General features: G+C 67.5%; 22 protein-coding genes. 2 read left to right on the top strand and 20 right to left on the bottom strand.

Annotation, left to right across the window (positions count from 1 at the left end; genetic code table 11):
• Window positions 1-116: 116 nt before the first annotated feature.
• The 4 genes from glgX to glmS all read right to left on the bottom strand — a co-directional run bounded on the left by glgX (window position 117) and on the right by glmS (window position 6,470).
• On the bottom strand, window positions 117-2,309 hold the full coding sequence (glgX, locus tag RF650_RS07390) for a glycogen debranching protein GlgX (protein WP_131332480.1): 2,193 nt from the start codon (window positions 2,307-2,309) through the stop codon (window positions 117-119).
• A gap of 83 nt (window positions 2,310-2,392) precedes the next feature.
• The gene (locus RF650_RS07385) at window positions 2,393-4,078 is read right to left on the bottom strand and encodes a bifunctional ADP-dependent NAD(P)H-hydrate dehydratase/NAD(P)H-hydrate epimerase (protein WP_368814526.1); all 1,686 of its coding nucleotides are present in this window, start codon (window positions 4,076-4,078) and stop codon (window positions 2,393-2,395) included.
• Window positions 4,071-4,442: a holo-ACP synthase gene (locus tag RF650_RS07380; protein WP_131332478.1), complete on the bottom strand. Its 372-nt coding sequence runs from the start codon at window positions 4,440-4,442 to the stop codon at window positions 4,071-4,073. Before RF650_RS07380 ends, RF650_RS07385 begins: the two co-directional genes overlap by 8 nt.
• A gap of 144 nt (window positions 4,443-4,586) precedes the next feature.
• Entirely contained in the window at window positions 4,587-6,470 is a 1,884-nt protein-coding gene (gene glmS / locus RF650_RS07375; protein ID WP_131332477.1) for a glutamine--fructose-6-phosphate transaminase (isomerizing), read from the bottom strand.
• A 75-nt stretch (window positions 6,471-6,545) separates the two neighbouring features.
• On the opposite strand from glmS, the gene coaA reads away from it, so the two are divergent.
• Window positions 6,546-7,502, top strand: coding sequence for a type I pantothenate kinase (gene coaA, locus RF650_RS07370; protein WP_131332476.1), 957 nt, complete (start codon window positions 6,546-6,548; stop codon window positions 7,500-7,502).
• A 36-nt stretch (window positions 7,503-7,538) separates the two neighbouring features.
• Window positions 7,539-8,006: a large conductance mechanosensitive channel protein MscL gene (gene mscL / locus RF650_RS07365; RefSeq protein ID WP_242670606.1), complete on the top strand. Its 468-nt coding sequence runs from the start codon at window positions 7,539-7,541 to the stop codon at window positions 8,004-8,006.
• A gap of 86 nt (window positions 8,007-8,092) precedes the next feature.
• Here mscL and glmM read toward each other — a convergent pair whose 3' ends face one another.
• The 16 genes from glmM to rplO all read right to left on the bottom strand — a co-directional run bounded on the left by glmM (window position 8,093) and on the right by rplO (window position 21,687).
• Window positions 8,093-9,442 (bottom strand): phosphoglucosamine mutase, encoded by a 1,350-nt coding sequence (gene glmM, locus RF650_RS07360; protein WP_368814525.1) that lies wholly within the window; start codon window positions 9,440-9,442, stop codon window positions 8,093-8,095.
• 48 nt (window positions 9,443-9,490) lie between these two features.
• On the bottom strand, window positions 9,491-10,531 hold the full coding sequence (ppk2, locus tag RF650_RS07355) for a polyphosphate kinase 2 (protein ID WP_131332474.1): 1,041 nt from the start codon (window positions 10,529-10,531) through the stop codon (window positions 9,491-9,493).
• A gap of 184 nt (window positions 10,532-10,715) precedes the next feature.
• Complete coding sequence (gene rpsI, locus RF650_RS07350; RefSeq protein WP_064847346.1) at window positions 10,716-11,216, bottom strand: 30S ribosomal protein S9; 501 nt, start codon at window positions 11,214-11,216, stop codon at window positions 10,716-10,718.
• A gap of 32 nt (window positions 11,217-11,248) precedes the next feature.
• Window positions 11,249-11,692 (bottom strand): 50S ribosomal protein L13, encoded by a 444-nt coding sequence (rplM, locus tag RF650_RS07345; RefSeq protein WP_368814524.1) that lies wholly within the window; start codon window positions 11,690-11,692, stop codon window positions 11,249-11,251.
• A gap of 237 nt (window positions 11,693-11,929) precedes the next feature.
• Window positions 11,930-12,910 (bottom strand): tRNA pseudouridine(38-40) synthase TruA, encoded by a 981-nt coding sequence (locus RF650_RS07340; RefSeq protein ID WP_368814523.1) that lies wholly within the window; start codon window positions 12,908-12,910, stop codon window positions 11,930-11,932.
• Between the two features lie 83 nt (window positions 12,911-12,993).
• On the bottom strand, window positions 12,994-13,758 hold the full coding sequence (gene rplQ, locus RF650_RS07335) for a 50S ribosomal protein L17 (protein WP_035959585.1): 765 nt from the start codon (window positions 13,756-13,758) through the stop codon (window positions 12,994-12,996).
• Between the two features lie 71 nt (window positions 13,759-13,829).
• On the bottom strand, window positions 13,830-14,849 hold the full coding sequence (locus tag RF650_RS07330; protein WP_064847278.1) for a DNA-directed RNA polymerase subunit alpha: 1,020 nt from the start codon (window positions 14,847-14,849) through the stop codon (window positions 13,830-13,832).
• Window positions 14,850-14,998: 149 nt separating this feature from the next.
• Window positions 14,999-15,403 (bottom strand): 30S ribosomal protein S11, encoded by a 405-nt coding sequence (gene rpsK / locus RF650_RS07325; RefSeq protein WP_012397714.1) that lies wholly within the window; start codon window positions 15,401-15,403, stop codon window positions 14,999-15,001.
• Between the two features lie 59 nt (window positions 15,404-15,462).
• Entirely contained in the window at window positions 15,463-15,831 is a 369-nt protein-coding gene (gene rpsM / locus RF650_RS07320) for a 30S ribosomal protein S13 (RefSeq protein ID WP_035959599.1), read from the bottom strand.
• 157 nt (window positions 15,832-15,988) lie between these two features.
• Window positions 15,989-16,102 carry a 50S ribosomal protein L36 gene (gene rpmJ, locus RF650_RS07315; RefSeq protein ID WP_012397712.1) on the bottom strand — a complete coding sequence of 38 codons (114 nt, stop codon included), beginning with the start codon at window positions 16,100-16,102 and terminating at the stop codon, window positions 15,989-15,991.
• Between the two features lie 89 nt (window positions 16,103-16,191).
• The gene (gene infA, locus RF650_RS07310) at window positions 16,192-16,413 is read right to left on the bottom strand and encodes a translation initiation factor IF-1 (RefSeq protein ID WP_012397711.1); all 222 of its coding nucleotides are present in this window, start codon (window positions 16,411-16,413) and stop codon (window positions 16,192-16,194) included.
• Between the two features lie 382 nt (window positions 16,414-16,795).
• Window positions 16,796-17,944, bottom strand: coding sequence for a 23S rRNA (adenine(2503)-C(2))-methyltransferase RlmN (gene rlmN / locus RF650_RS07305; protein WP_368814522.1), 1,149 nt, complete (start codon window positions 17,942-17,944; stop codon window positions 16,796-16,798).
• Between the two features lie 99 nt (window positions 17,945-18,043).
• Window positions 18,044-18,877 (bottom strand): type I methionyl aminopeptidase, encoded by an 834-nt coding sequence (gene map / locus RF650_RS07300; RefSeq protein ID WP_368814521.1) that lies wholly within the window; start codon window positions 18,875-18,877, stop codon window positions 18,044-18,046.
• A gap of 153 nt (window positions 18,878-19,030) precedes the next feature.
• Complete coding sequence (locus RF650_RS07295; RefSeq protein ID WP_064847280.1) at window positions 19,031-19,597, bottom strand: adenylate kinase; 567 nt, start codon at window positions 19,595-19,597, stop codon at window positions 19,031-19,033.
• Between the two features lie 78 nt (window positions 19,598-19,675).
• Entirely contained in the window at window positions 19,676-20,989 is a 1,314-nt protein-coding gene (gene secY, locus RF650_RS07290; RefSeq protein ID WP_098054382.1) for a preprotein translocase subunit SecY, read from the bottom strand.
• A gap of 230 nt (window positions 20,990-21,219) precedes the next feature.
• A complete protein-coding gene (gene rplO, locus RF650_RS07285; RefSeq protein WP_064845207.1) occupies window positions 21,220-21,687 on the bottom strand; it encodes a 50S ribosomal protein L15 in 468 nt (155 codons plus the stop codon).

Raw genomic sequence — 21,687 nt, 5'->3', positions numbered from 1 at the left:
ACGAGCACCGTGACGTAAACGGCGGACGCGCCACCCGTGTGGGGTGACGCGTCCGCAGTCATGTTCAGCGCGGCGCGGGCTGCGGGCGATCTGCCCGGTCACGCACCGCGGGGCGCTCAAGCGTCGTCGGACGACGCCGCGTACACCGCTGCCGCGACGGACGCGGCCACGGAGGCGTCCGGCTCTTCCTCGGGGGCCTCCCACGCGCGCAACAGCACCGTGGACTTGCCTGCCATCCGCAACGTGGAGGAGTGCCCGCGCACGGCACCGTCCGCATGCTCGCCGGCGGTGTCCACGATCTCCTCCCACTTCATGCCGTAGCCGGCCGGGGGCAGTGTGACGTCCACGGGCTCGGGGTTGGAGTTGAAGTACACGATAAAGTTCACGTCCGTGATCCGGCGACCGCGCATATCCACTCCCGTGATGCCCTGACCGTTGAGCCACATGCCCACGGCACGAGCCAGGGGCTCGTCCCAGTCGGCGGGCACCATGGGCGTGCCGTCCGTGTTGAGCCACGCAATGTCCGGCATGGGATCGCCCTCGGCACGCTCGCCCATGTCCACGGGACGCCCGTCGAAGAACTCCGAGCGGCGGAACGTGGGGTGTTCGTGGCGCAGGTGGGTGATCACCGAGGTGAACTCCACGAGCGGGGTATCCACCTTCTCCCAGTTGATCCACGTGAGCTCGTTGTCCTGGCAGTACGTGTTGTTGTTGCCCTTCTGGGTGCGCCCCGCCTCGTCACCGTGCAGCAGCATGGGCGTGCCCTGGGACAGCATGAGCGTGGCGATGAAGTTGCGCTGCTGACGCGCACGCATCGCGAGCACCTCGGGATCGTCCGTGGGCCCCTCTTCACCGCAGTTCCACGAGCGGTTGTGGGACTCACCGTCGTTGTTGTCCTCGCCGTTCTCCTCGTTGTGCTTCTCGTTGTAGGACACGAGGTCCCGCAGTGTGAAGCCGTCGTGGGCGGTCACGAAGTTCACCGAGGCGAAGGGGCGCCGGCCGCTGTTCTCGTAGAGGTCCGCGGAACCGGTGACACGGGACGCGAACTCCCCCAGGGTCGAGGGCTCCCCGCGCCAGAAATCACGCACGGTGTCCCGGTACTTGCCGTTCCACTCGGTCCACTGCGGCGGGAAGTTGCCCACCTGGTAGCCACCGGGACCGATGTCCCAGGGCTCGGCGATCAGCTTGACCTGCGAGACGATAGGGTCCTGCTGGACGAGTTCGAAGAACGTGGAGAGCTTGTCCACGTCGTAGAACTCACGGGCCAGCGTGGCGGCGAGGTCGAAACGGAAACCGTCCACGTGCATCTCGGTGACCCAGTAGCGCAGCGAGTCCATGATCAGCTGCAGCGAGTGGGGGTGACGCACGTTCAGGGAGTTACCGGTACCCGTGTAGTCCATGTAGAACTTCTGGTCGTCGTCCACGGTGCGGTAGTACGCGGTGTTGTCGATGCCCTTCATGGACAGTGTGGGGCCCATGTGGTTGCCCTCGGCCGTGTGGTTGTACACCACGTCCAGGATGACCTCGATGTCCGCTTGGTGCAGTGCGCGCACCATGGCCTTGAACTCCTGGACCTGGCTGCCCAGGTGGGAGGCCGCGCTGTACTCGTTGTGGGGCGCGAAGAACGCGATGGTGTTGTACCCCCAGTAGTTGCGCAGCCCCTTCTCGAGCAGCGTGGAGTCCTGGACGAACTGGTGCACGGGCATCAGTTCGATCGCGGTGACACCCAGCTTCTGCAGGTGTTCGATGACCGCGGGGTGGGACACACCGGCGTACGTGCCGCGCTGTTCCTCCGGGACCTCCGGGTGCTGCATGGTGAGGCCCTTGACGTGGGCCTCGTAGATCACGGACTTGTGGTACGGGGTGCGCGGGGTGCGGTCACCCTCCCAGTCGAAGAACGGGTTGATCACCACGCCCTTCATCATGTGTTCCGCGGAGTCCTGGTGGTTCTCGGAGTCCTCGTCGCCGAAGTTGTAGGAGAACAGGGACTCGTCCCAGTCGATCCCGCCCTCCACGGCCTTGGCGTAGGGGTCCAGGAGCAACTTGTCCGGGTTGCACCGCAACCCCTGGGACGGATCCCACGGCCCGTGCACCCGGTACCCATAGCGCTGACCGGGCTGCACCTGGGGGAGGTAGCAGTGCCACACGTAGCTGTCCACGGCGGTGACCTCCACGCGCGTCTCCGTGCCGTCCTCCTCGAACAGGCACAGTTCCACACGGTCCGCGACCTCGGAGAAGAGCGCGAAATTGGTCCCCGTGCCGTCGAACGTGGCGCCCAACGGGTACGGTTGTCCTGGCCAAACTTCCATGTACTTCTCCTCAGCGTGTCGTGGGGCTGTGAGCGGATCCCCGCTCACAGCCAGCCACTAACAATAGTCGTTCGGGTCGCGGCTCACGGACGGGTCAGCACCGCGCGCACGTTCTCCGCGAGCACCGACGGCGGGACGGGGCCCTCCCCATCCGCCCGTGAGGCCACCGCGTGCAGACCGGCCCCGAGGGCCGCGGCGGCCGCCCAGCGACCGTCCCCGCGGGCCCAGTCGCCCAGGACCGCGAGCGCGTCCGGGTGCTCGGCCACGTGGGCCACGACCGTGCCCAGGATCCCGGCAAGGGTGTCCCCCGAACCCGCCGTGGCCAGCCAGGGGCTCGCGTGGCCGATGCTCAGGCACAGGCATTCGTCGCGCCCGGAAGCGTTCCCGTCCTCGCATGCGTCCCCGTTCCGTCCCACGGGGGACGCGATCACGGTGGACGCGCCCTTGAGCAACACCGTGGCGCCCGTGAGGCGCGCGGCTTCACCGGCCCAGTGCACGGGGTTGGCCTCGATCTCGGAGCGCTCCACCGTGGAATCGCACACCCCGAAACCGTGGAGCCACTCGAAGACCTGGGACAGCTCCCCCGCGTGGGGCGTGAGGATCTTATGGGGGCCCAGAGCGGCGTCGACCACGGATCGCGCAGCGGCGTCGAGCGCACCTGCGTCCAGCACAGCCGGCTCCTGGGCCTCGATGATTGCCTGCACGCGCGCGGCCTGGGACTCGTCCCCCACCACGCCGGGGCCCGCGAGCCACGCCTGGACGTGGACGTCCCACGGCTGGTCGTCCGAGCACACGACCTCCGGACTGCGCGCGAGCACCATGCCGCGCGTGGTCGAATCCCCCAGGAAGCGGACCATCCCCGCGCCAGCGTTGACCGCCGCCTGGGTGCACATGATCGCCGCGCCCGGATAGCTCGACGCGCCGGCCACGACGCCCAGCACACCTCGGGTGTACTTAGTGTCGGTCGCACCGGGACGCGGCCACGCGGCGAGCACGTCACGCGGTTCGAGCCGGTGCACGGCGGGGTCGCTCAGCCGGTCCTCGATCCCGATGGGCACCACCGTGAGCGCCCCCGTGGCCTGCTCCCCCGGGGACACCACGTGGCCCGTCTTGGCCCCGCCGAACGTGATGGTCGCGTGGGCATGCAGGACCGGCTCGGGAGCCTCGCCGGTGTCCGCGCTGACGCCGGAGACGAGGTCGCACGCCACGATCCGTGGGAAGCGCCGTTCACGCGCGGCGGCGGGATCCCGCTGCCGTTCGGTGAACGCCCGCACGAGCTCGGCGGCCGTACCCCGCAGCCCGCCCTGCGCACCGGTGCCGAGCACGGCGTCCACGATCAGGTGGGCGTCGGCCATGAGGGAGACCGCGCGGGACACCTCCACCGGGTGCGCGGCGGCCACGGCGTCCGAGAGTTCGCGCTCCTCGCCGTCCTGGTCGGTGAGCCGCAGCGCGGTGCCGCCGCGAGCGAGCAGCGCCCGCAGGCCCTGTTCGTGCACGCGCGTGCCGGTCAGGATGGCCACGACCTTCACGCCGCTGCGGCGCAGGAACGCGCCCGCCCACAGTCCGTCCCCGCCGTTGTTGCCCGAGCCCACGAGCAGCACCGCCGTGGTGCCACCCAACAACCCTCTCCGGTTGGCCAAGCGCAACTGCGCTTCGCAGCCGCGGGCCAGTCCCAGGGCCGCACGACGCATCAGCACGTCCCCGTAGCCCTCGTCCAGCAGCGGCTGTTCCGCGGCCCGGATACTCTCGCCCGAGTACGCCTCAATCATCGCGGTGTCCTCCCTGTCCCTCGGCCACGACGAACGCCACGGCCATGCCGCCGTCGTGGGAGATCGTTACGTGCCATGTTTCCACGCCCCTGCGCTGCGCCTGCTCGGCCACGGTGCCCGCGGTGTGCAGACGGGGAGCGCCGTGGGCGTCGTTGCTGATCCAGCAGTCCTGCCAGATCATCCCCGGCGGGGCCAGCAGCGCCTTGGCCGCGGCCTCCTTGACCGCGAAGCGCGCGGCCAGCGAGCGCGGGTGCAGCTCCCGTTCGTGCGGGACGAACAGGCGTTCCCGCAATCGCGGCGTGCGCTCCAGCTGTCGTTCGAAACGCGCGATGTCCACGATGTCCACGCCGGTGCCCACAATCATGTCGCCAGCCTACCGGCGCCGCCCGACCCCTCACGGGCGCCGCGGCACGGCCCCCATGGGCGTCGCGGCATGCCCGGGTACGACGACGGCGGGCGACGCTCCCGCGGGAAGCGTCACCCGCCGTCGGACGGACGAACCGGATGATTACTCCACGGTCACGGACTTGGCCAGGTTGCGCGGCTGGTCCACGTCGTAGCCCTTGGCCCCGGCGAGTTCGCACGCGAAAATCTGCAGCGGCACCGTGGCCAGCAGCGGCTGCAGCAGCGTAGGCGCCTCGGGGACGTAGAAGACGTGGTTGGCGAACTCGCGCACAGTGTCGTCGCCCTCCTCAGCGATCACGATGGTCTCGGCACCGCGAGCGCGGATCTCCTGGATGTTGGAGACCACCTTGGCGTGCAGCGAGTCCCGGCCATTGGGCGAGGGGACGATCACGAACACGGGCTGGCCCTGGTCGATCAGCGCGATCGGCCCGTGCTTTAGCTCACCGGCGGCGAAGCCCTCCGCATGGATGTACGCGATCTCCTTGAGCTTCAGGGCGCCCTCCATGGCCACGGGGAAGCCCACGTGACGGCCCAGGAACAGCACGGAGCCGGCGTCCTTCATCCCGGTCGCGAGTTCCTTGACCTGCGGCTCCACCTCGTCCAGCACGCGCTGGATCTTGGCGGGCATGGCCTCAAGCTCGGCCAGCATGGTGGAGATCTCGTCCTTGAACTTGTTGCCGCGCAACTGGGCCAGGTACAGGCCCAGCAGGTACGCCGCGGTGATCTGGGCGAGGAACGCCTTGGTGGAGGCCACCGCGATCTCGGGACCCGCGTGCGTGTAGAGCACGGCGTCCGCCTCGCGCGGGATTGTGGAACCGTTCGTGTTGCAGATCGCCACGACCTTGGCGCCCTGCTCCTGCGCGTGACGCACGGCCATGAGGGTGTCCATGGTCTCGCCGGACTGGGAGACCGCGACCACCAGGGTCTTCTCGTTCACGATCGGATCGCGGTAGCGGAACTCGTGCGCGAGCTCCACCTCGGTGGGGATCCGGCACCAGTGCTCGATCGCGTAGCGCGCGACCTGCCCGGCGTATGCTGCGGTACCGCATGCGATCACCACGATCTTGTCGATCGAGCGCAGCACGGTCTCGTCGATCTTGATCTCGTCCAGCGTGAGCCGGCCGTTCTCGTCCAGGCGGCCCAGCAGGGTGTCGCCCACGGCGGCGGGCTGGTCGTGGATTTCCTTCTCCATGAAGGACGGGTAGCCGTCCTTCTCCGCGGCGGCGGCGTCCCACTCGATGTCGAAGGGCTTGCCCTCGGCGGCGTTGCCGTGGAAGTCCACGATCGTGTAGTCGTCCGCGGTGATGGTCACGATCTGGTCCTGGCCCATCTCCACGGCCCGCTTGGTATAGTCGATGAAACCGGAGACGTCCGAGCCCAGGAAGTTCTCGCCGTCGCCCAGCCCGATCACGAGCGGCGAGTTGCGGCGCGCAGCGACCACGCGGTCCGGGTGGTCCGCGTGAACGGCCAGCAGCGTGAACGCGCCCTCGAGGCGGCGGCACGTGTCCTGCATGGCCACGGTGAGGTCCTTCTCGTCCGCGCCCTGCGCGTTGTACGTGCGGGCCAGCAGCACCGCGGCGACCTCGGTGTCCGTCTCGGACGTGAAACTCTCGCCCTGGGCGCTGAGTTCGCGCTTGATCTCGCTGAAGTTCTCGATGATCCCGTTGTGGATCATGGCCAGCTTGCCGCCGTCGACCACGTGGGGGTGCGCGTTGACGTCGGAGGGGCCTCCGTGGGTGGCCCAGCGGGTGTGGCCGATCCCGATGTTCGATTCCGGCAGGGGGTGCGCTTCGAGCTCACCGATCAGGTTGCTCAGCTTCCCGGCCTTCTTGCGGTACTCCACCGCACCGTCGGCGATCACTGCGACGCCCGCGGAGTCGTACCCGCGGTATTCCAGTCGACGAAGCCCCTCGAGGATCACCTCGAGCGCACCCTGCTGTCGCCCGTCAGCACGGTGCGAGCCCACATATCCCACAATTCCACACATGAAAAATACTGTACCGGAAACGCTACGCGCCCTAATGCCTTGCGCGAGGGGGCCCGGGCCTACACTGGTCCGAGCATGAGCACACAGCCCATAACCCACCGCGTCTCCCCTTTCGTGGAGTTGGATCGTCAGACCTGGTCCAGGCTTTCGCACGAGATCGAGGTCCCGCTCACCGCGCAGGAGATCGAGAACCTGCGCGGTCTCGGTGACCGGTTGGACGTGGACGAGGTCCGCGAGGTCTATCTGCCCCTTTCGCGGTTGCTCACGCTGTACGACATGTCCTCCACGCAGCTCAATGCCGCCACCAACTCGTTCCTGGGCGAGCATCACGCGCGCACCCCGTTCGTGATCGGGATCGCCGGGTCCGTGGCGGCGGGTAAGTCCACCACGGCCCGCTTGCTGCGCGAGATGCTGGCCCGCTGGCCGTCCACCCCGAACGTGCAGCTCGTGACCACAGACGGTTTCCTCTACCCCAACGCCGAACTACGACGGCGCGGACTCATGGACCGCAAGGGCTTCCCCGAGTCCTACGACCGGCGCGGGCTGCTGCGCTTCGTCTCCGAGATCAAGTCCGGCGCACCCGAGGTGCGTGCCCCCAAGTACTCCCACGTCACCTACGACATCCTCCCGGACGAAGAAGTGGTAGTGACCCGCCCAGACGTCGTGATCGTGGAGGGCCTGAACGTGCTCGCGCCCGCGAAGCTGGAGAGCGGCAAACGCACCGCGCTCGCGCTGAGCGATTTCTTCGACTTCAGCATCTACGTGGACGCCCGCACCCAGGACATCGAACGCTGGTACGTGGAGCGCTTCCAGGCCCTGCGCTCCTCCGCGTTCTCGGACCCCGAGTCCTACTTCCACCGCTACGCGGACCTCACGGACGAGCAGGCACAGGACGTGGCCACGGACATCTGGCGGCGGATCAACGAACCCAACTTGGAGCAGAACGTGCGTCCCACGCGCGGCCGCGCCCGGCTGATCCTCTCCAAAGACCACGATCACAAGATCCGCAGGGTGCTGCTGCGAAAGAACTGATATTTTCCGGCCCGTTTTCACTGTACGATGAGCGCCATGCTCAGTGGTTTCAAAGAATTCATCATGAAGGGCAACGTGATGGATCTGGCCGTTGCCGTGATTATTGGCGCCGCCTTCTCCAAGATCGTCAATGCTCTCGTCGAGAACGTCCTCATGCCCGCCATCTCGGGACTCGTCGGTTCGCCCAACTTCGACAATTTCGCCGCCGTCACGTTCAACGGCAACCAGGTCAAGTTCGGTGTGCTGCTGACCGCGATCGTGAACTTCCTGCTCATCGCCGCCGCTGTGTACTTCTGCATCGTGCTGCCCATGAACAAGATGATCGAACGCCGCAACCGCCGGCTGGGCATCGAGCCCACCGAGGAGCCGGCCGACCCCAACACCGTGCTGCTCACCGAGATCCGCGACGCGCTCACCGGGCACAACACCGACGCGCTGCGCACGGACGGCACGCAGACCGGCCTCTCGGGGCAGCCCGGTACCACCGGAGGAACGATCCGCTGACACCCACCACCCCTTCGACGTCAGGAAACGGCGAGGCCCCGCACCACTTCCGGTGCGGGGCCTCGCCGTTGGTCCCTACGGTGACGCTACAGGCTGAGGTGCTGTTCCACCACGGACACGAGCTCTTCCGCCTCGCGCTGGGCGATGTCCTGCGAAGCCGCCTCCACCATGACCCGCACCACGGGTTCGGTGCCGGAGGGGCGCAATAGCACCCGGCCCTCGCTGCCGAGCCGCTCCTCCGTGCGGGCGACGGCGTCGAGCACCGGTTCGCTCGTTTTGGCCGCCGCCTTGTCCACGCCCTTGACGTTGATCATCACCTGGGGCATGCGCGTCATGGACTTGGCGAGCTCCTGCAACGGCATGCCTGTCTGAGCCACCCGTGAGGCGAGCATCAGACCCGTGAGCAGACCGTCGCCGGTGGTCGCGTAATCCGCCATGATCACGTGCCCGGACTGTTCGCCACCCAGGTTGTAGCCGTTGGCCACCATGGATTCCAGGACGTAGCGGTCCCCCACGGAGGCGCGCACGAGCTGGATCCCGGCCTCGTCCAGGGCCAGTTGCAGACCCAGGTTGCTCATGACCGTGGCCACGAGCGTGTTCTGGTTGAGCCTGCCCGCGTCCTTCATGGCCATGGCAAGGATGCACATGATCTGGTCGCCGTCCACCTCCGTGCCGGTGTGGTCCACGGCCAGGCAGCGATCTGCGTCGCCGTCGTGTGCGATGCCCAGATCCGCGCCCAGCTCACGCACGGCCTGCTTGAGCGGACCCAGGTGGGTGGAGCCCACGCCGTCGTTGATGTTCAGCCCGTCCGGTTCCGCACCGATCACGTGCACCTTGGCACCGGCATCGCGGAACGCGTCCGGTGAGGCGCCGGACGCCGCGCCGTTCGCGCAGTCGAGCACGATCGACAGCCCGTCCAGACGGTGCGGGATGGCACCGACCAGGTGCAGGATGTAGCGGTCCTCGGCGTCCGACAAGCGGGTCACGCGGCCCACTTCGGCACCCGTGGGGCGGCGGAAATCCTTGGCCTCGTAGACCTCCTGGATAGTGTCCTCGATCGAGTCCGGCAGTTTCTTGCCCCCGTGCGCCAGGAACTTAATGCCGTTGTCCGGCGCGGGGTTGTGGGACGCGGAGATCATCACGCCGAAATCGGCGTCGATGTCCCCCACCAGGTAGGCGGCTGCCGGTGTGGGCAGCATCCCGGCGTCGTAGACGTCCACACCGGAGCTCGCGAGACCCGCGATCACGGCCGCGCCGAGGAATTCCCCGCTCGCGCGCCCGTCCCGTGCCACGACGGCGGTGGGTCGCTTCCCGTCCTCCGCGTGGCCGTGGCCCAGGACGATCGCCGCCGCCTGGGACAGCTCCATGGCAAGTTCTGCTGTGAGGAGGCCGTTCGCGAGACCGCGAACGCCGTCCGTTCCAAAGATTCTAGACATCGAGAGTCATCTTACGACCAACGCCCGCGCAAACCCTGCGCATTCGACTCAGCCCTTCCCAGGCCGGACCACCGGAAAACCGTCCGGGTTCTCGTTGCTGTCCTCCGTGAGATCCGCCGCCCCACCCACGATCTTGGTGTCCGGCGTGCCCACCACGGAGTGGTCCTTGTTGGGGTAGTCGAACTGCGTCAGGACGTAGCGCATGGCCTCGAGCCGCGCGCGTTTCTTGTCATTGGACTTGATCACGGTCCACGGGGCGTCCCCCGTGTCCGTGTAGAAGAACATGGCCTCCTTGGCCTCCGTGTAGTCGTCCCACTTGTCCAGGGATGCCACGTCCGTGGGCGAGAGCTTCCACTGCCGCACCGGGTCCGTCCGGCGGGACTGGAACCGCGCGAGCTGCTCCGCGCGCGTTACGGAGAACCAGAACTTGATCAGGTGCGTGTCCGAGTTCACGAGCATCCGTTCGAATTCCGGCGCCTGACGCATGAACTCGTAATACTGCTGGGACGTGCAGTAGCCCATGACCCGTTCCACACCCGCCCGGTTGTACCACGAGCGGTCCATCAGCACGATCTCCCCACCGGACGGCAGGTGCTTGACGTAGCGCTGGAAGTACCATTGCGTCTGCTCGATGTCCGTGGGCTTCTCGAGCGCCACGACCCGCGCACCACGGGGGTTCAGGTGCTCCGTGAACCGCTTGATCGCCCCGCCCTTGCCCGCGGCGTCCCGGCCCTCGAAGATGATGAGCAGCTTCTGGCCGGTCTCCTTGATCCACAACTGCAGCTTGAGCAGTTCGATCTGCAGGGCCCGCTTGGTGCGCTCGTAGTCCTTGCGGGGCAGCTTCTCGTCGTACGGGTAGCCCAGTTTCCACGCGGTGGACGGTTCCGCCCCGCTCACGTCGTGGAGTTTCTTCCCGAGCTCCGCGATCTCGTCGAGTTCGGCCGCGTAGTCCTCCACCACGGAGACCCGGTGCTGTTCCTTCTTGAGGGCCTCGTCCACCGCCACCCGCTGCTCTGTGCGCTGTTCCGTCTCGGCCTGCTGCTCCTCGACGACGGCGTTCCCCGACTTCTGCTCCGACTGCTTGCTCATACGGGCCCTCTCTCGATGGTACGGCGGGAGCGACGTCGCTCCACACCTTCATGTTACGTCCGTCACCGCGGCGGATGGCCGCATGGCAACGCCCGGGCAACGAAACAGGGTCCCGTTCCCCGGCCGAAACCGAGGAACGGGACCCTGCACGAAAACGCCCGGCCGAGGCTTGGGCTGCTTCGTTTTAGCGCTTGGAGTACTGCGGAGCCTTGCGGGCCTTCTTGAGGCCTGCCTTCTTGCGCTCGATGACGCGGGCGTCACGGGTCAGGAAGCCGGCCTTCTTGAGGGCGGGGCGGTTGTGCTCGGCGTCGATCTCGTTGAGCGCGCGGGCCACGCCGAGGCGCAGCGCACCGGCCTGGCCGGAGGGGCCGCCGCCGCTGATGCGGGCGATGACGTCGTACGCGCCCTGCAGTTCGAGCAGGCGGAAGGGGTCGTTGACCTCCTGCTGGTGCAGCTTGTTGGGGAAGTACTCCTCGAGGCTGCGACCGTTGACGCTCCACTGCCCGGAACCGGGGACCACGCGCACGCGGGCGATGGCCTGCTTGCGGCGGCCCACGGCCTGGCCGGAGACGGTCAGGGCGGGGCGGTCGGACAGGGCGGCACCGGCGACGGGCTCGGTGGACTCGGAGGTGTAGCTGGTCAGCTCCACGTCCTCGGTGATCTGCTCTTCAGTGTTCTGAGCCACGATTCTCCTTATGTGTTATTCGTTGGCCCGAATTACTGGGCGACCTGGGTGAATTCGTAGGGCTTGGGCTGCTGAGCCTGGTGCGCGTGCTCGGCACCGGCGTAGACTTTCAGCTTGGACAGTTGCTGAGCGGCCAGCTTGTTCTTGGGCAGCATGCCCTTGACGGCCTTCTCCACGGCGCGCGTGGGGTTCTTCTCGAGCAGCTCGGCGTAGCTGGTGGACTTGAGCCCGCCAGGGTAGCCGGAGTGACGGTAGGCGCGCTTCTTCTCGAGCTTGGCACCCGTGAGGGCGACCTTTTCCGCGTTGATGATGATGACGAAATCGCCGGTGTCCACGTGGGGAGCGAAGGTCGGCTTGTGCTTCCCACGCAGCAGTGTTGCGGTCTGACTGGCAAGACGACCCAGGACGACGTCGGTGGCGTCGATGACGTGCCACTGACGCTGGACGTCACCGGGCTTCGGAGTGTACGTACGCACGTTGATCTGCCTTCGTTTGTCTGCTGATGACACGAATGCTCGTGTCCGATGGTTCCGCTGTGCTTCGGGGCCCGGGTGAGATCCGGGCGGCATCCGTGCGTCCACAACCCGGTGCACCGCACGGCCCTGCGCTCTGCAACATGAGCGACCGATGCGGGTACACGTGAACCGGGGCAGAACACGCACAACAGCATTCCATATTACCGGATCTCCGCCCGCCCCGCCAGTCGTGGGGCGCTATTCGTCGTGTTGGGCGGGGCGCCGAGCGCGCGTGAGCCGGGCGCGTTCGGCGAGCTGGGATGGGTCGGGATAGCGCACGGCATCAAGGACGAGACCGTGCGCGGGTGCCATGAGGACGTTCGCGTCCCGGACCCGGGCGCGCAGCCGCTGACCCGGCCACGCGGCGTCGTACCGCCCCTCCCCCACGCGGACCACCGCGCCCACGATGCAGCGCACCATGTGGTGGCAGAAGGCATCGGCCTGCAGGGCGATCGTGATCATGCCGCTCTCGTCGCGGTGCACGCCCGCGCGCTGCAGGTCGCGGATCGTGGTGGCGCCCTCGCGGGGTTTGCAGAAGCTCAGGAAGTCGTGCAGCCCCAGCAGTTCGCGCACGGCCCGGTCCATCGCGGGCACGTCGAGGTGCCAGGGGACCCACCACGAGAACGTGCGCGTCAGGGGGTCGTGGCCGGTCACGGCGTCCGCCACGCGATACGCGTAGCCGCGGGAGAGCACGGAGAACCGGGCGTCAAAACCCTCGGGGGCCACGACGACGTCGTGCACCACGATCGCGCCCACGGCGGAGTCCCAGCCGTGGGCCGCACGGTCCTTACCCAGGACCCGGTTGAGGGCGCCGTTGAGCTTGCGCGTGAGCCCCGCGGCGGCAGCATCGCGGGCCGCGACGTCCTGCACGTCGGCGGGACCGCTTGCGCTGAGATCGCCGGTGTCGGCATCACTTGCCAGGGGACCGCGGGGACGCGGGCACGCGAACCGGGCCCACAACGGCTCGGGAACGTCCACGTGGACGGTCTGCCGACGCGCATGCACACCCGTGTCCGTGCGCCCGGCCACGACCGTGGCGCACGGCGCGCGGAAGATCAGCTCGAGCGCGTCCTCGAGCGCGCCCTGCACGCTCGGTAGCCCGGGTTGCCGGGCCCAGCCCTTGAATGGGGCGCCGTCGTAGCCCAGTTCCACCCGCAGTCTGAGGGTCTCCCCCGTCATCTGTGCGTTCCTCCCGAGGACGACGACGCCGCCGCAGGAACCTGCGGCGGCGTCGTGACGGTCGTGCTATTCAGAAGTCCCGATCACTCGGAGATTTTCTGGGCGGCGGCACCGCCGGCGGGCTGGAAGCCGGCTGCCTCGGCATTGGCCGGGGAGTCGAACCAGATCTCGGCGGTCGTGCCGGAGTACCAGCGCGAACCAGGCACGTGGTACTTCATGGAGTTGCGGTTGCCCTTGACGGTGAAGCCCTCGGGGGCCTCGCCGGACTCGAGCGGCGCGTGGGAACCGGCGAACTCGGCGTCCTGGTTCTCCTCGGCGACCTCGGCGGCCTCCTCGGAGCCAATGGCCGGAGCCTGCTCTTCGGCGGGGATCTCGTTCTCCTTGACGTCCTCGGCGGTAGAACCGGCGGGGGTGTCCACGGGAGCGGCGGGCTCGGCGGCGGCCTTGGTCGTGGCGCGCTCGGCCTCGGCCACGGTCTCCCGCTTGGCCACGGGCTCCATGACGAGCTCGATCACGGCCATGGGGGCGTTGTCGCCCTTGCGGTTGCCGATCTTGGTGATGCGGGTGTACCCGCCGTCGCGGCCTTCCATGGCGGGCGCGATGCTGGTGAACAGCTCGTGCACCACGGACTTGTCCGTCAGCTGACGCATGACGCGACGGCGGGCCGCGAGGTCACCGCGCTTGGCGAACGTGATCAGGCGCTCGGCCACGGGACGCAGGCGCTTGGCCTTGGTCACGGTGGTGGTGATGCGCTTGTGCTCGAACAGCTGCTGCGACAGGTTCGAGAGGATCATGCGCTGGTGGGTCGGCCCGGCGCCGAGACGGGGTCCCTTGGTAGGGGTAGGCATAGTAGGTCTCCTGATGATCGGGCCCGTGCGGTCCGCTCAGCGGCCGCGGGGCACGGAAAGTGGTGTGGGCGTCAGTCGAGATCGACGTCGAACGGGTTGTTGTTCTCGTCCTCGTCCTCAAGCGACGCCGCGTGGGCGGCGAGGTCGTAACCCGGAGGGGAATCCTTCAGGGCCAGACCGAGCTCACCGAGCTTCTCCTTGACTTCATCGATGGACTTGGCACCGAAGTTGCGGATGTCCATGAGGTCCGCTTCGGAGCGGCCCACGAGTTCACCCACGCTGTGGATGCCCTCGCGCTTGAGGCAGTTGTACGAACGCACGGACAGCTCGAGGTCCTCGATGGGCAGCGCCATGTCCGCGGCAGCCGCGGCGTCCGTGGGCGAAGGCCCGATCTCGATGCCCTCGGCAGCCGAGTTCAGCTCGCGCGCCAGGCCGAACAGCTCGACCAGCGTGGTGCCCGCCGAAGCCACCGCGTCACGCGGGGAGATGGCTTCCTTGGTCTCGACGTCCAGGATGAGCTTGTCGAAGTCGGTGCGCTGTTCCACACGGGTGGCCTCCACGCGGAAGGTCACCTTCAGGACGGGGGAGTAGATGGAATCCACGGGGATCCGACCGACTTCCGCGTCACCCGACTTGTTCTGCGACGCCGAGACGTAACCGCGCCCGCGCTCGATGGTCAACTCGATCTCGAGTTGGCCCTTGGAGTTCAAGGTCGCGATGTGCAGATCGGGGTTGTGGACCTCGACACCGGCCGGGGCGGAGATGTCCGCTGCGGTGACCTCGCCCGGGCCCTGCTTGCGCAGCCACGCGGTGACAGGCTCGTCCTCCTCGGAGGACAGGGAGAGTTTCTTGATGTTGAGAATGAGCTCGGTGACGTCCTCTTTGACACCCTCCACGGTGGAGAACTCGTGCAGCACACCGTCGATGCGGATGCTGGTCACGGAGGCCCCGGGGATGGAGGACAGGAGCGTACGGCGCAGGGAGTTACCGAGGGTGTAACCGAAACCCGGTTCCAGCGGTTCGATCACGAACCGGGAACGGTTCTCGGCCACAGCCTCTTCCGTGAGGGTGGGGCGCTGTGCGATGAGCACTGATGTTTCCTTTCAGCGTGCCTCCGCCATATGACGCACGCAGGTGGTGGAAAACAAAATGGGTGGGTGCCGCGGTGAGCAGGCGTGAAACACCGCGTCGAAGCGTGGTCACCCGCACCCAGGGGGCACGGGCGACCACGCGGGACGTGTCAGACGCGGCGGCGCTTGGGGGGCCGGCAGCCGTTGTGCGCGGACGGGGTGACGTCCTGGATGGACCCGACCTCCAACCCGGTGGCCTGCAGTGCGCGGATCGCGGTCTCGCGGCCCGAACCGGGGCCCTTGACGAACACGTCCACCTTGCGCATGCCGTGCTCCTGCGCGCCCTTGGCAGCGGCCTCGGCGGCCTGCTGCGCGGCGAACGGGGTGGACTTCCGCGAACCCTTGAAGCCCATGCCGCCGGCCGAGGCCCACGACAGGACCGCACCCGAGGGGTCGGTGATGGAAACGATGGTGTTGTTGAACGTGGACTTGATGTGGGCCTGGCCCTGCGTCACGTTCTTGTTAACCTTGCGACGCGGCTTGCGAGCAGCCGTCGCGCGAGTCTTCTGAGCCATGAATTCTCCTACAAAGATCTTCGACGTAGATCAGCCACCGGCGGCGGTGGCGACCACGATTACTTCTTCTTGCCGGCGACCGTGCGCTTGGGACCCTTGCGGGTGCGAGCGTTGGTCTTCGTGCGCTGGCCGTGGACCGGGAGGCCACGGCGGTGACGCAGTCCCTGGTAGCTGCCGATCTCGACCTTGCGGCGGATGTCGGCGGCAACCTCGCGGCGCAGATCGCCTTCGACCTTGTAGTTGCCTTCGATGTAGTCGCGCAGCTCCACGAGCTGGGCGTCGGTGAGATCCTTGACGCGCACGTCGCCCGAGATGCCGGTGGCATCCAGGGTTGCGAGAGCGCGCGTGCGTCCCACGCCGTAGATGTAGGTCAGCGCGATTTCCAGCCGCTTTTCGCGGGGGAGGTCGACGCCTGCGAGACGAGCCATATCGGCGGTTCTCCTTGTACTGTCCGGAGGTCTTGAACACTGCGTCCCGGATGTTTCGTCACATCCGGTCTCCGGCCTCCGTGCCGGGGGTTGCCGCACCTGTGGGTGCCAGCTGCAGTGCCCGTTCTGTCAATCCACTTGCGTGGGGGCGTTCCCGTCAGCCCTGGCGCTGCTTGTGCCGGGGGTTCTCGCAGATCACCATGACCCGCCCGTTACGGCGAATCACCTTGCACTTGTCGCAGATCTGCTTGACGCTCGGTTGGACCTTCATCGCATTCCTTCGCGTACTAGTAATGGCGTGTGCACCGGAGACACCGCGCCCGGGCCGGGGGTACCGGCCGTGCACGGTGGTTCTGGGTCTTACTTGTAGCGGTAGACGATCCGGCCTCGGGAAAGGTCATAGGGGCTGAGCTCCACCACGACGCGGTCCTCAGGGAGGATCCGGATGTAGTGCTGGCGCATCTTGCCAGAGATGTGGGCGAGCACCTTGTGACCGTTGGTCAGCTCAACACGGAACGACGCATTGGGCAGTGCCTCGACCACAGTGCCTTCGATCTCGATGACTCCGTCTTTCTTGGCCATATCCTCCGCTAACTTCTCGAGGGGTCCGGTTGTCCTACCGGACGGCGGTGCCCGGACCGGTAGTCCCCCCAGACGAACAACCCCGCACTACGATTCGCAGTGGGGGTCATAGGATGGGTGGGCACGGCTCGGTCTGCGAGCACAAACAACCAACGCACGACACTACGCTGTTTCGCCCGTCTTCGCAAGCTGGAGGGCAGCGCCAGACGCCGCCGCGCTGCCCCGCCGTCAGCCCCCGGACACCGCGGTAGTGCTCTTCCGTGAGTGTGGTGCTCTTCCGTGAGTGTGGTCCCGCTAGTCCCTGAGCCTGGTCCCGTCGGCCGACACCGGGCCGCCCGTTCGCTGGGCCCACCCCTCACGACGCGGGTGGCCCCGCGCCGGCTCAGACGTCCGTGGCCAACTGGCCGCACGCGCCGTCGATGTCGGAGCCGCGAGTGTCCCGCACCGTGGTGGGGATGCCGTGGGCGCGCAAGCGCTCCACGAAGTTCTGCTCCACGCCACGGCGCGAGGCCGTCCACTTGGAGCCGGGGGTGGGGTTGAGCGGGATGGGGTTCACGTGTACCCACCCGGCACCACGCTTGTTGAGCTTCTCCCCCAGCAGGTCCGCCCGCCAGCCCTGGTCGTTGATGTCACGGATCAGCGCGTACTCGATCGACACGCGCCGGCCGGTGGCGTCGTAGTAGTCGCGCGCGGCGTCGAGCGCCTCGTCCACCTTCCAGCGAGTGTTGATGGGGATCAGTTCGTCGCGCAGTTCGTCGTCCGGGGCGTGCAGGGACAGCGCCAGCGTGATGGGCAGCTTCTCGAGGGTGAACTTGCGGATCCCGGGAACCAGACCCACGGTGGACATGGTGAGCCCGCGCGCGGAGATCCCGAGTCCTTCCGGGGAGGGGTCGATGATCCGATGTACGGCACCCATGGTGGCCTTGTAGTTGGCGAGGGCCTCCCCCATGCCCATGAACACGATGTTGGACACCCGCTGGGGCACGTCCTCCGGGTCCCCCACCATGCCGTCGCGCAGCGCCCGCACACCCTGGACCACTTGATCGGCGATCTCGGCGGCGGAGAGGTTGCGTGTGAGGCCGGACTGGCCGGTCGCACAGAACGGGCAGTTCATCCCGCACCCCGCCTGGGACGAGATGCACATGGTCACGCGCTTGTCGTAGCGCATGAGCACCGACTCGACCATGGCGCCGTCGAACAACCGGTGGACGGACTTGACGGTCATCCCCTGGTCCGCGCGCAATTGCCGCACGGTGGTCAACAGCGGCGGCAGGGCCTTGGTCGCGAGCTCGTCCCGCTGGGCGGCGGGCAGATCCGTCATGGCCGCGGGGTCCGCCTCGAAGCGCTCGAAGTAGTGCTTGGACAGCTGCGACGCCCGGAACGCGGGGTAGCCCGCGTCCTGCAGGAACTGCTTGCGGCCGGCCATGTCGAAGTCCGCGAGGTGCAGCGGGGGCTTGCCGCGCCGCGCGGGCTTGAACACGAGCTGGCCGGTCTTGGGTTTCGGGGTGATCTCAACGGGTTGTGCCGTCATGGGAATCCTCTCCCTGTTCTCGGGGTGGTTCTGTGGTGTCAGGGGTCGGGTGGACGTTGCGGGACGAGCTGTGACGATCGGACCTGCGGCGGCAGGCCGTCAGGCAGCGGGGATCGGGACCGGGCGGACCCCCAAGGGTTCGAGTTCGGAGCGGCCACCGTCCTCCGCGGTGAGCACCCACACGCCCTGGCTGTGGCGGCACACGGTGTGCTCCCACTGGCTCGCGCGCGAGCCGTCCGTGGTCACGACCGTCCATTCGTCCTCGAGCACGCGGGTCTCGATCCCGCCGCGCACGAGCATCGGTTCGATGGCCAGAGCCATGCCCGTGACGAGTTTGGGCCCGCGATTGCTGACCGCGTAGTTGGGGACGTCCGGGGCCATGTGCATCTCGGTGCCGATGCCGTGGCCCACGTAGTCCTCGAGGATCCCGAGACGCCCGCCCACGGTGTCCCGCACGTGGTCCTCGACCGCGCGGCCGATGTCCCCCACGTGGGTACCGGTGGCCATCGCGGCGATGCCGCGCCACATGGCCGCACGCGTGACGTCCGACAGTTCCTGGTCGGCGGGGTCGTGGGTCGTCCCCACGAGAACGGTGCGCGCGGAGTCCCCGTGCCAACCGGCCACGATCGCACCGCCGTCGATCGATACGATGTCACCGTCCGCCAAGACGCGCTGCCCGGGGATTCCGTGCACGACCTCGTCGTTGACGGAGGTGCACACCGTGGCCGGGTAGCCGTAGTAGCCCAGGAAGTTGGACTGCGCGTCGTACTCGTCCAGGATCTCGCGGAATGCACGGTCGAGGTCCGCGGTGGTAGCCCCGGGGACGGCGGCCGCGACCGCGGCGTCGAGCGCGAGTGACGTGACCACGCCCGCCCGGGACATGGCCGCCAACTCGGCGTCCGACTTCAATTGGATCTTGCGGCGTCCGAACACGGTGCTCGGGACCTCCCCTGATGGTTGATGTTCGTCTGACGGGCGAGCCCCCGGACCGACGCGTCGCGCCGGTCTGGGGGCTCGTGATGGGTCTGGTGATCGACGGCGCACCCCCGGCCGCGGCCGAGCGGCGCCGTTCGTGTGGATTGCGGCTCAGGCGGGCAATGCCGCCAGGATGCGCTCGGTGACCTCGTCGATGCCGCCGAGTCCGTCCACGCGCGTGACGATGCCCCGGTCCTCGTACAGCTCCACGACCGGTGCGGTCTGCTCGTCGTAGACGTCCAGACGGTGCCGGATGACGTCCTCGGTGTCGTCCGTGCGGCCCTGGTCCTGGGCGCGGCCCAACAACCGGGAGACGAGTTCCTCGTTGTCCGCGGTAAGCAGCAGCACCACGTCCAGGGAGACCCCGTTGGCCTCGAGGATCCGGTCCAGTTCACGGACCTGGGCCACGGTGCGCGGGTACCCGTCCAGCAGGAAACCGTCGCGGACGTCGTCGTGCGACAACCGGTCACGCACCATGTTGTTGGTCACGGAATCCGGGACCAGGTTCCCGGCGTCCGTGTAGCGCTGGGCTTCCTTGCCGAGTTCGGTCTGTTCCTTGATGTTGGCGCGAAAGATGTCACCGGTCGAGATCGCGGGAACGCCTAGTCGCTCGCAGATCCGCGCGGCCTGGGTGCCCTTGCCCGCGCCCGGCGGTCCAATGATCAACATGCGGGTCATGTTCTCTCCTTGCGTCAACGTCAGGTTCTCCCCCACTCTACCGGGCGGTGGACCCGCCTGCCGTGGCCGTGCACGGGCTCAGGTGCGCAGCAGACCCTCGTAGTGGCGCTGTTGCAACTGGGCGTCGATCTGCTTGACGGTGTCCAGACCCACGCCCACCATGATCAGCAGCGACGGGCCACCGAAGGGGAAGTTCTGGTTGGCGTCGAAGAGCACGAGCGCCACGAGCGGGATCATGGACACGATGCCCAGGTACAGCGCACCGGGCAGCGTAATCCGGGAGAGCACGTAGCGCAGGTAGTTCTCGGTGGGACGGCCCGCGCGGATCCCCGGGATGAAGCCGCCGTAGCGCTTCATGTTGTCGGAGACCTCTTCGGGGTTGAACGTGATGGACACGTAGAAGTACGTGAAGGCCACGATCAGCAGGAAGTAGACCGTCATGTAGATCGGGTGGTCACCGCGGGCCAGGTACGTATTGATCCAGTTGACCCACCCCGGAACGGGGCTGCCGTCGTCGGGCATCGCGAACTGCGCGATCATCGTGGGCAGCATGAGCATGGAGGACGCGAAGATGATGGGGATCACGCCGGCCATGTTGACCTTGAGCGGGATGTAGGTGCTGGTCCCGCCGATCGTGCGGCGGCCCACCATGCGCTTGGCGTACTGCACCGGGATCCGGCGCTGCGACTGCTCCACGAACACCACGCATGTGATGACCACCAGTCCCACGGCACACACGCCCAGGAACAGGCCCCAACCGCGGGTGCGCAGGATGTCACCGAGCGCGGACGGGAACGTGGCCGCAATGGAGGTGAAGATCAGCAGGGACATGCCGTTACCCACGCCGCGGTCCGTGATGCGCTCACCGAGCCACATGATCACGGTGGTGCCCGCGGTCATCGTGAGGATCATGATCACGAGCACCAAGAGGGAGTCGTCCGGGATGACGGGCAGGGGGCAGTTACCGAGCAGGTTGCCCGAACGCGCCAGGGAGATCACGGTGGTCGCGTTCAACGCGGCCAGCCCGATCGTGAGGTAGCGGGTGTACTGCGTGAGTTTGGTCTGCCCCTGCGCACCCTCCTCGTGCAGTTCCTGGAACCGCGGGATCACCACGCGCAGCAACTGCACGATGATGCTCGCGGTGATGTAGGGCATCACGCCCAGCGCGAAGATGGACAGCTGCAACAGGGCCCCACCGCTGAACAGGTTGACCAGGTCGTACGCGCCACCCGTGGTGTTGCCCAGGGCGAGACACTGCTGCACGTTGCCGTAGTCCACACCCGGTGCGGGGATGAACGTCCCCAACCGGTAGATCACAATGATCCCCAGTGTGAACAGCAGCTTGTTGCGCAGCTCCGGCGTGGTAAACGCCCGTGCGAAAGCACTGAGCACAGGTCCTCCTCCAAAAACGTGGTGGCCCGGTGGGTTCCGACCCCGGGCAAGTCTAGCGAAGGATCCGCCGCGACCCCGGCGGTCGGTCTTGCGACATCCTGGTAAAGCGATTCCGGCGACGCGGTCCGGGCGTCGTCGTGGGGGTAACGCAACGGGCCCCGCGCCGGCAATCCGGCACGGGGCCCGTTCCAGTTCAGGGATTCACCCTACAACCGAACACTGGGATCGGTTCATGCGTTCTGCGTGGACCCACCAGCCGCGGCGATCTTCTCCGACGCGGACGCGGAGAACTTGTCCGCGGTGATGTTCAGCGCCACGGAGATCTCCCCGCTGCCGAGCACCTTCACGGGCTGGTTCTTGCGCACCGCACCCTTGGCGACCAGGTCCGCGACGGTGACCGTGCCACCCTCGGGGAACAGCTCGCCCAGGCGGTCCAAGTTCACGACCTGGTACTCCACGCGGAACGGGTTCTTGAACCCGCGCAGCTTGGGCAGGCGCATGTGCAGCGGCAGCTGACCGCCCGCGAAACCGGCCTTGACCTGGTAACGCGCCTTGGTGCCCTTGGTACCACGGCCCGCGGTCTTACCCTTCGAGGCCTCGCCACGGCCAAGACGCGTCTTGGCCTGGTGCGAGCCGGGGGCGGGACGCAGGTGGTGGACCTTCAGAGCGTGGCGCTTGCTCTCGGTGTTTTCAGCCAT

This window comes from Kocuria sp. CPCC 205297, from assembly GCF_040981035.1.
GTDB classification, from domain to species: domain Bacteria; phylum Actinomycetota; class Actinomycetes; order Actinomycetales; family Micrococcaceae; genus Kocuria; species Kocuria marina.
This window is presented reverse-complemented; position numbering and strand designations above follow the sequence as displayed.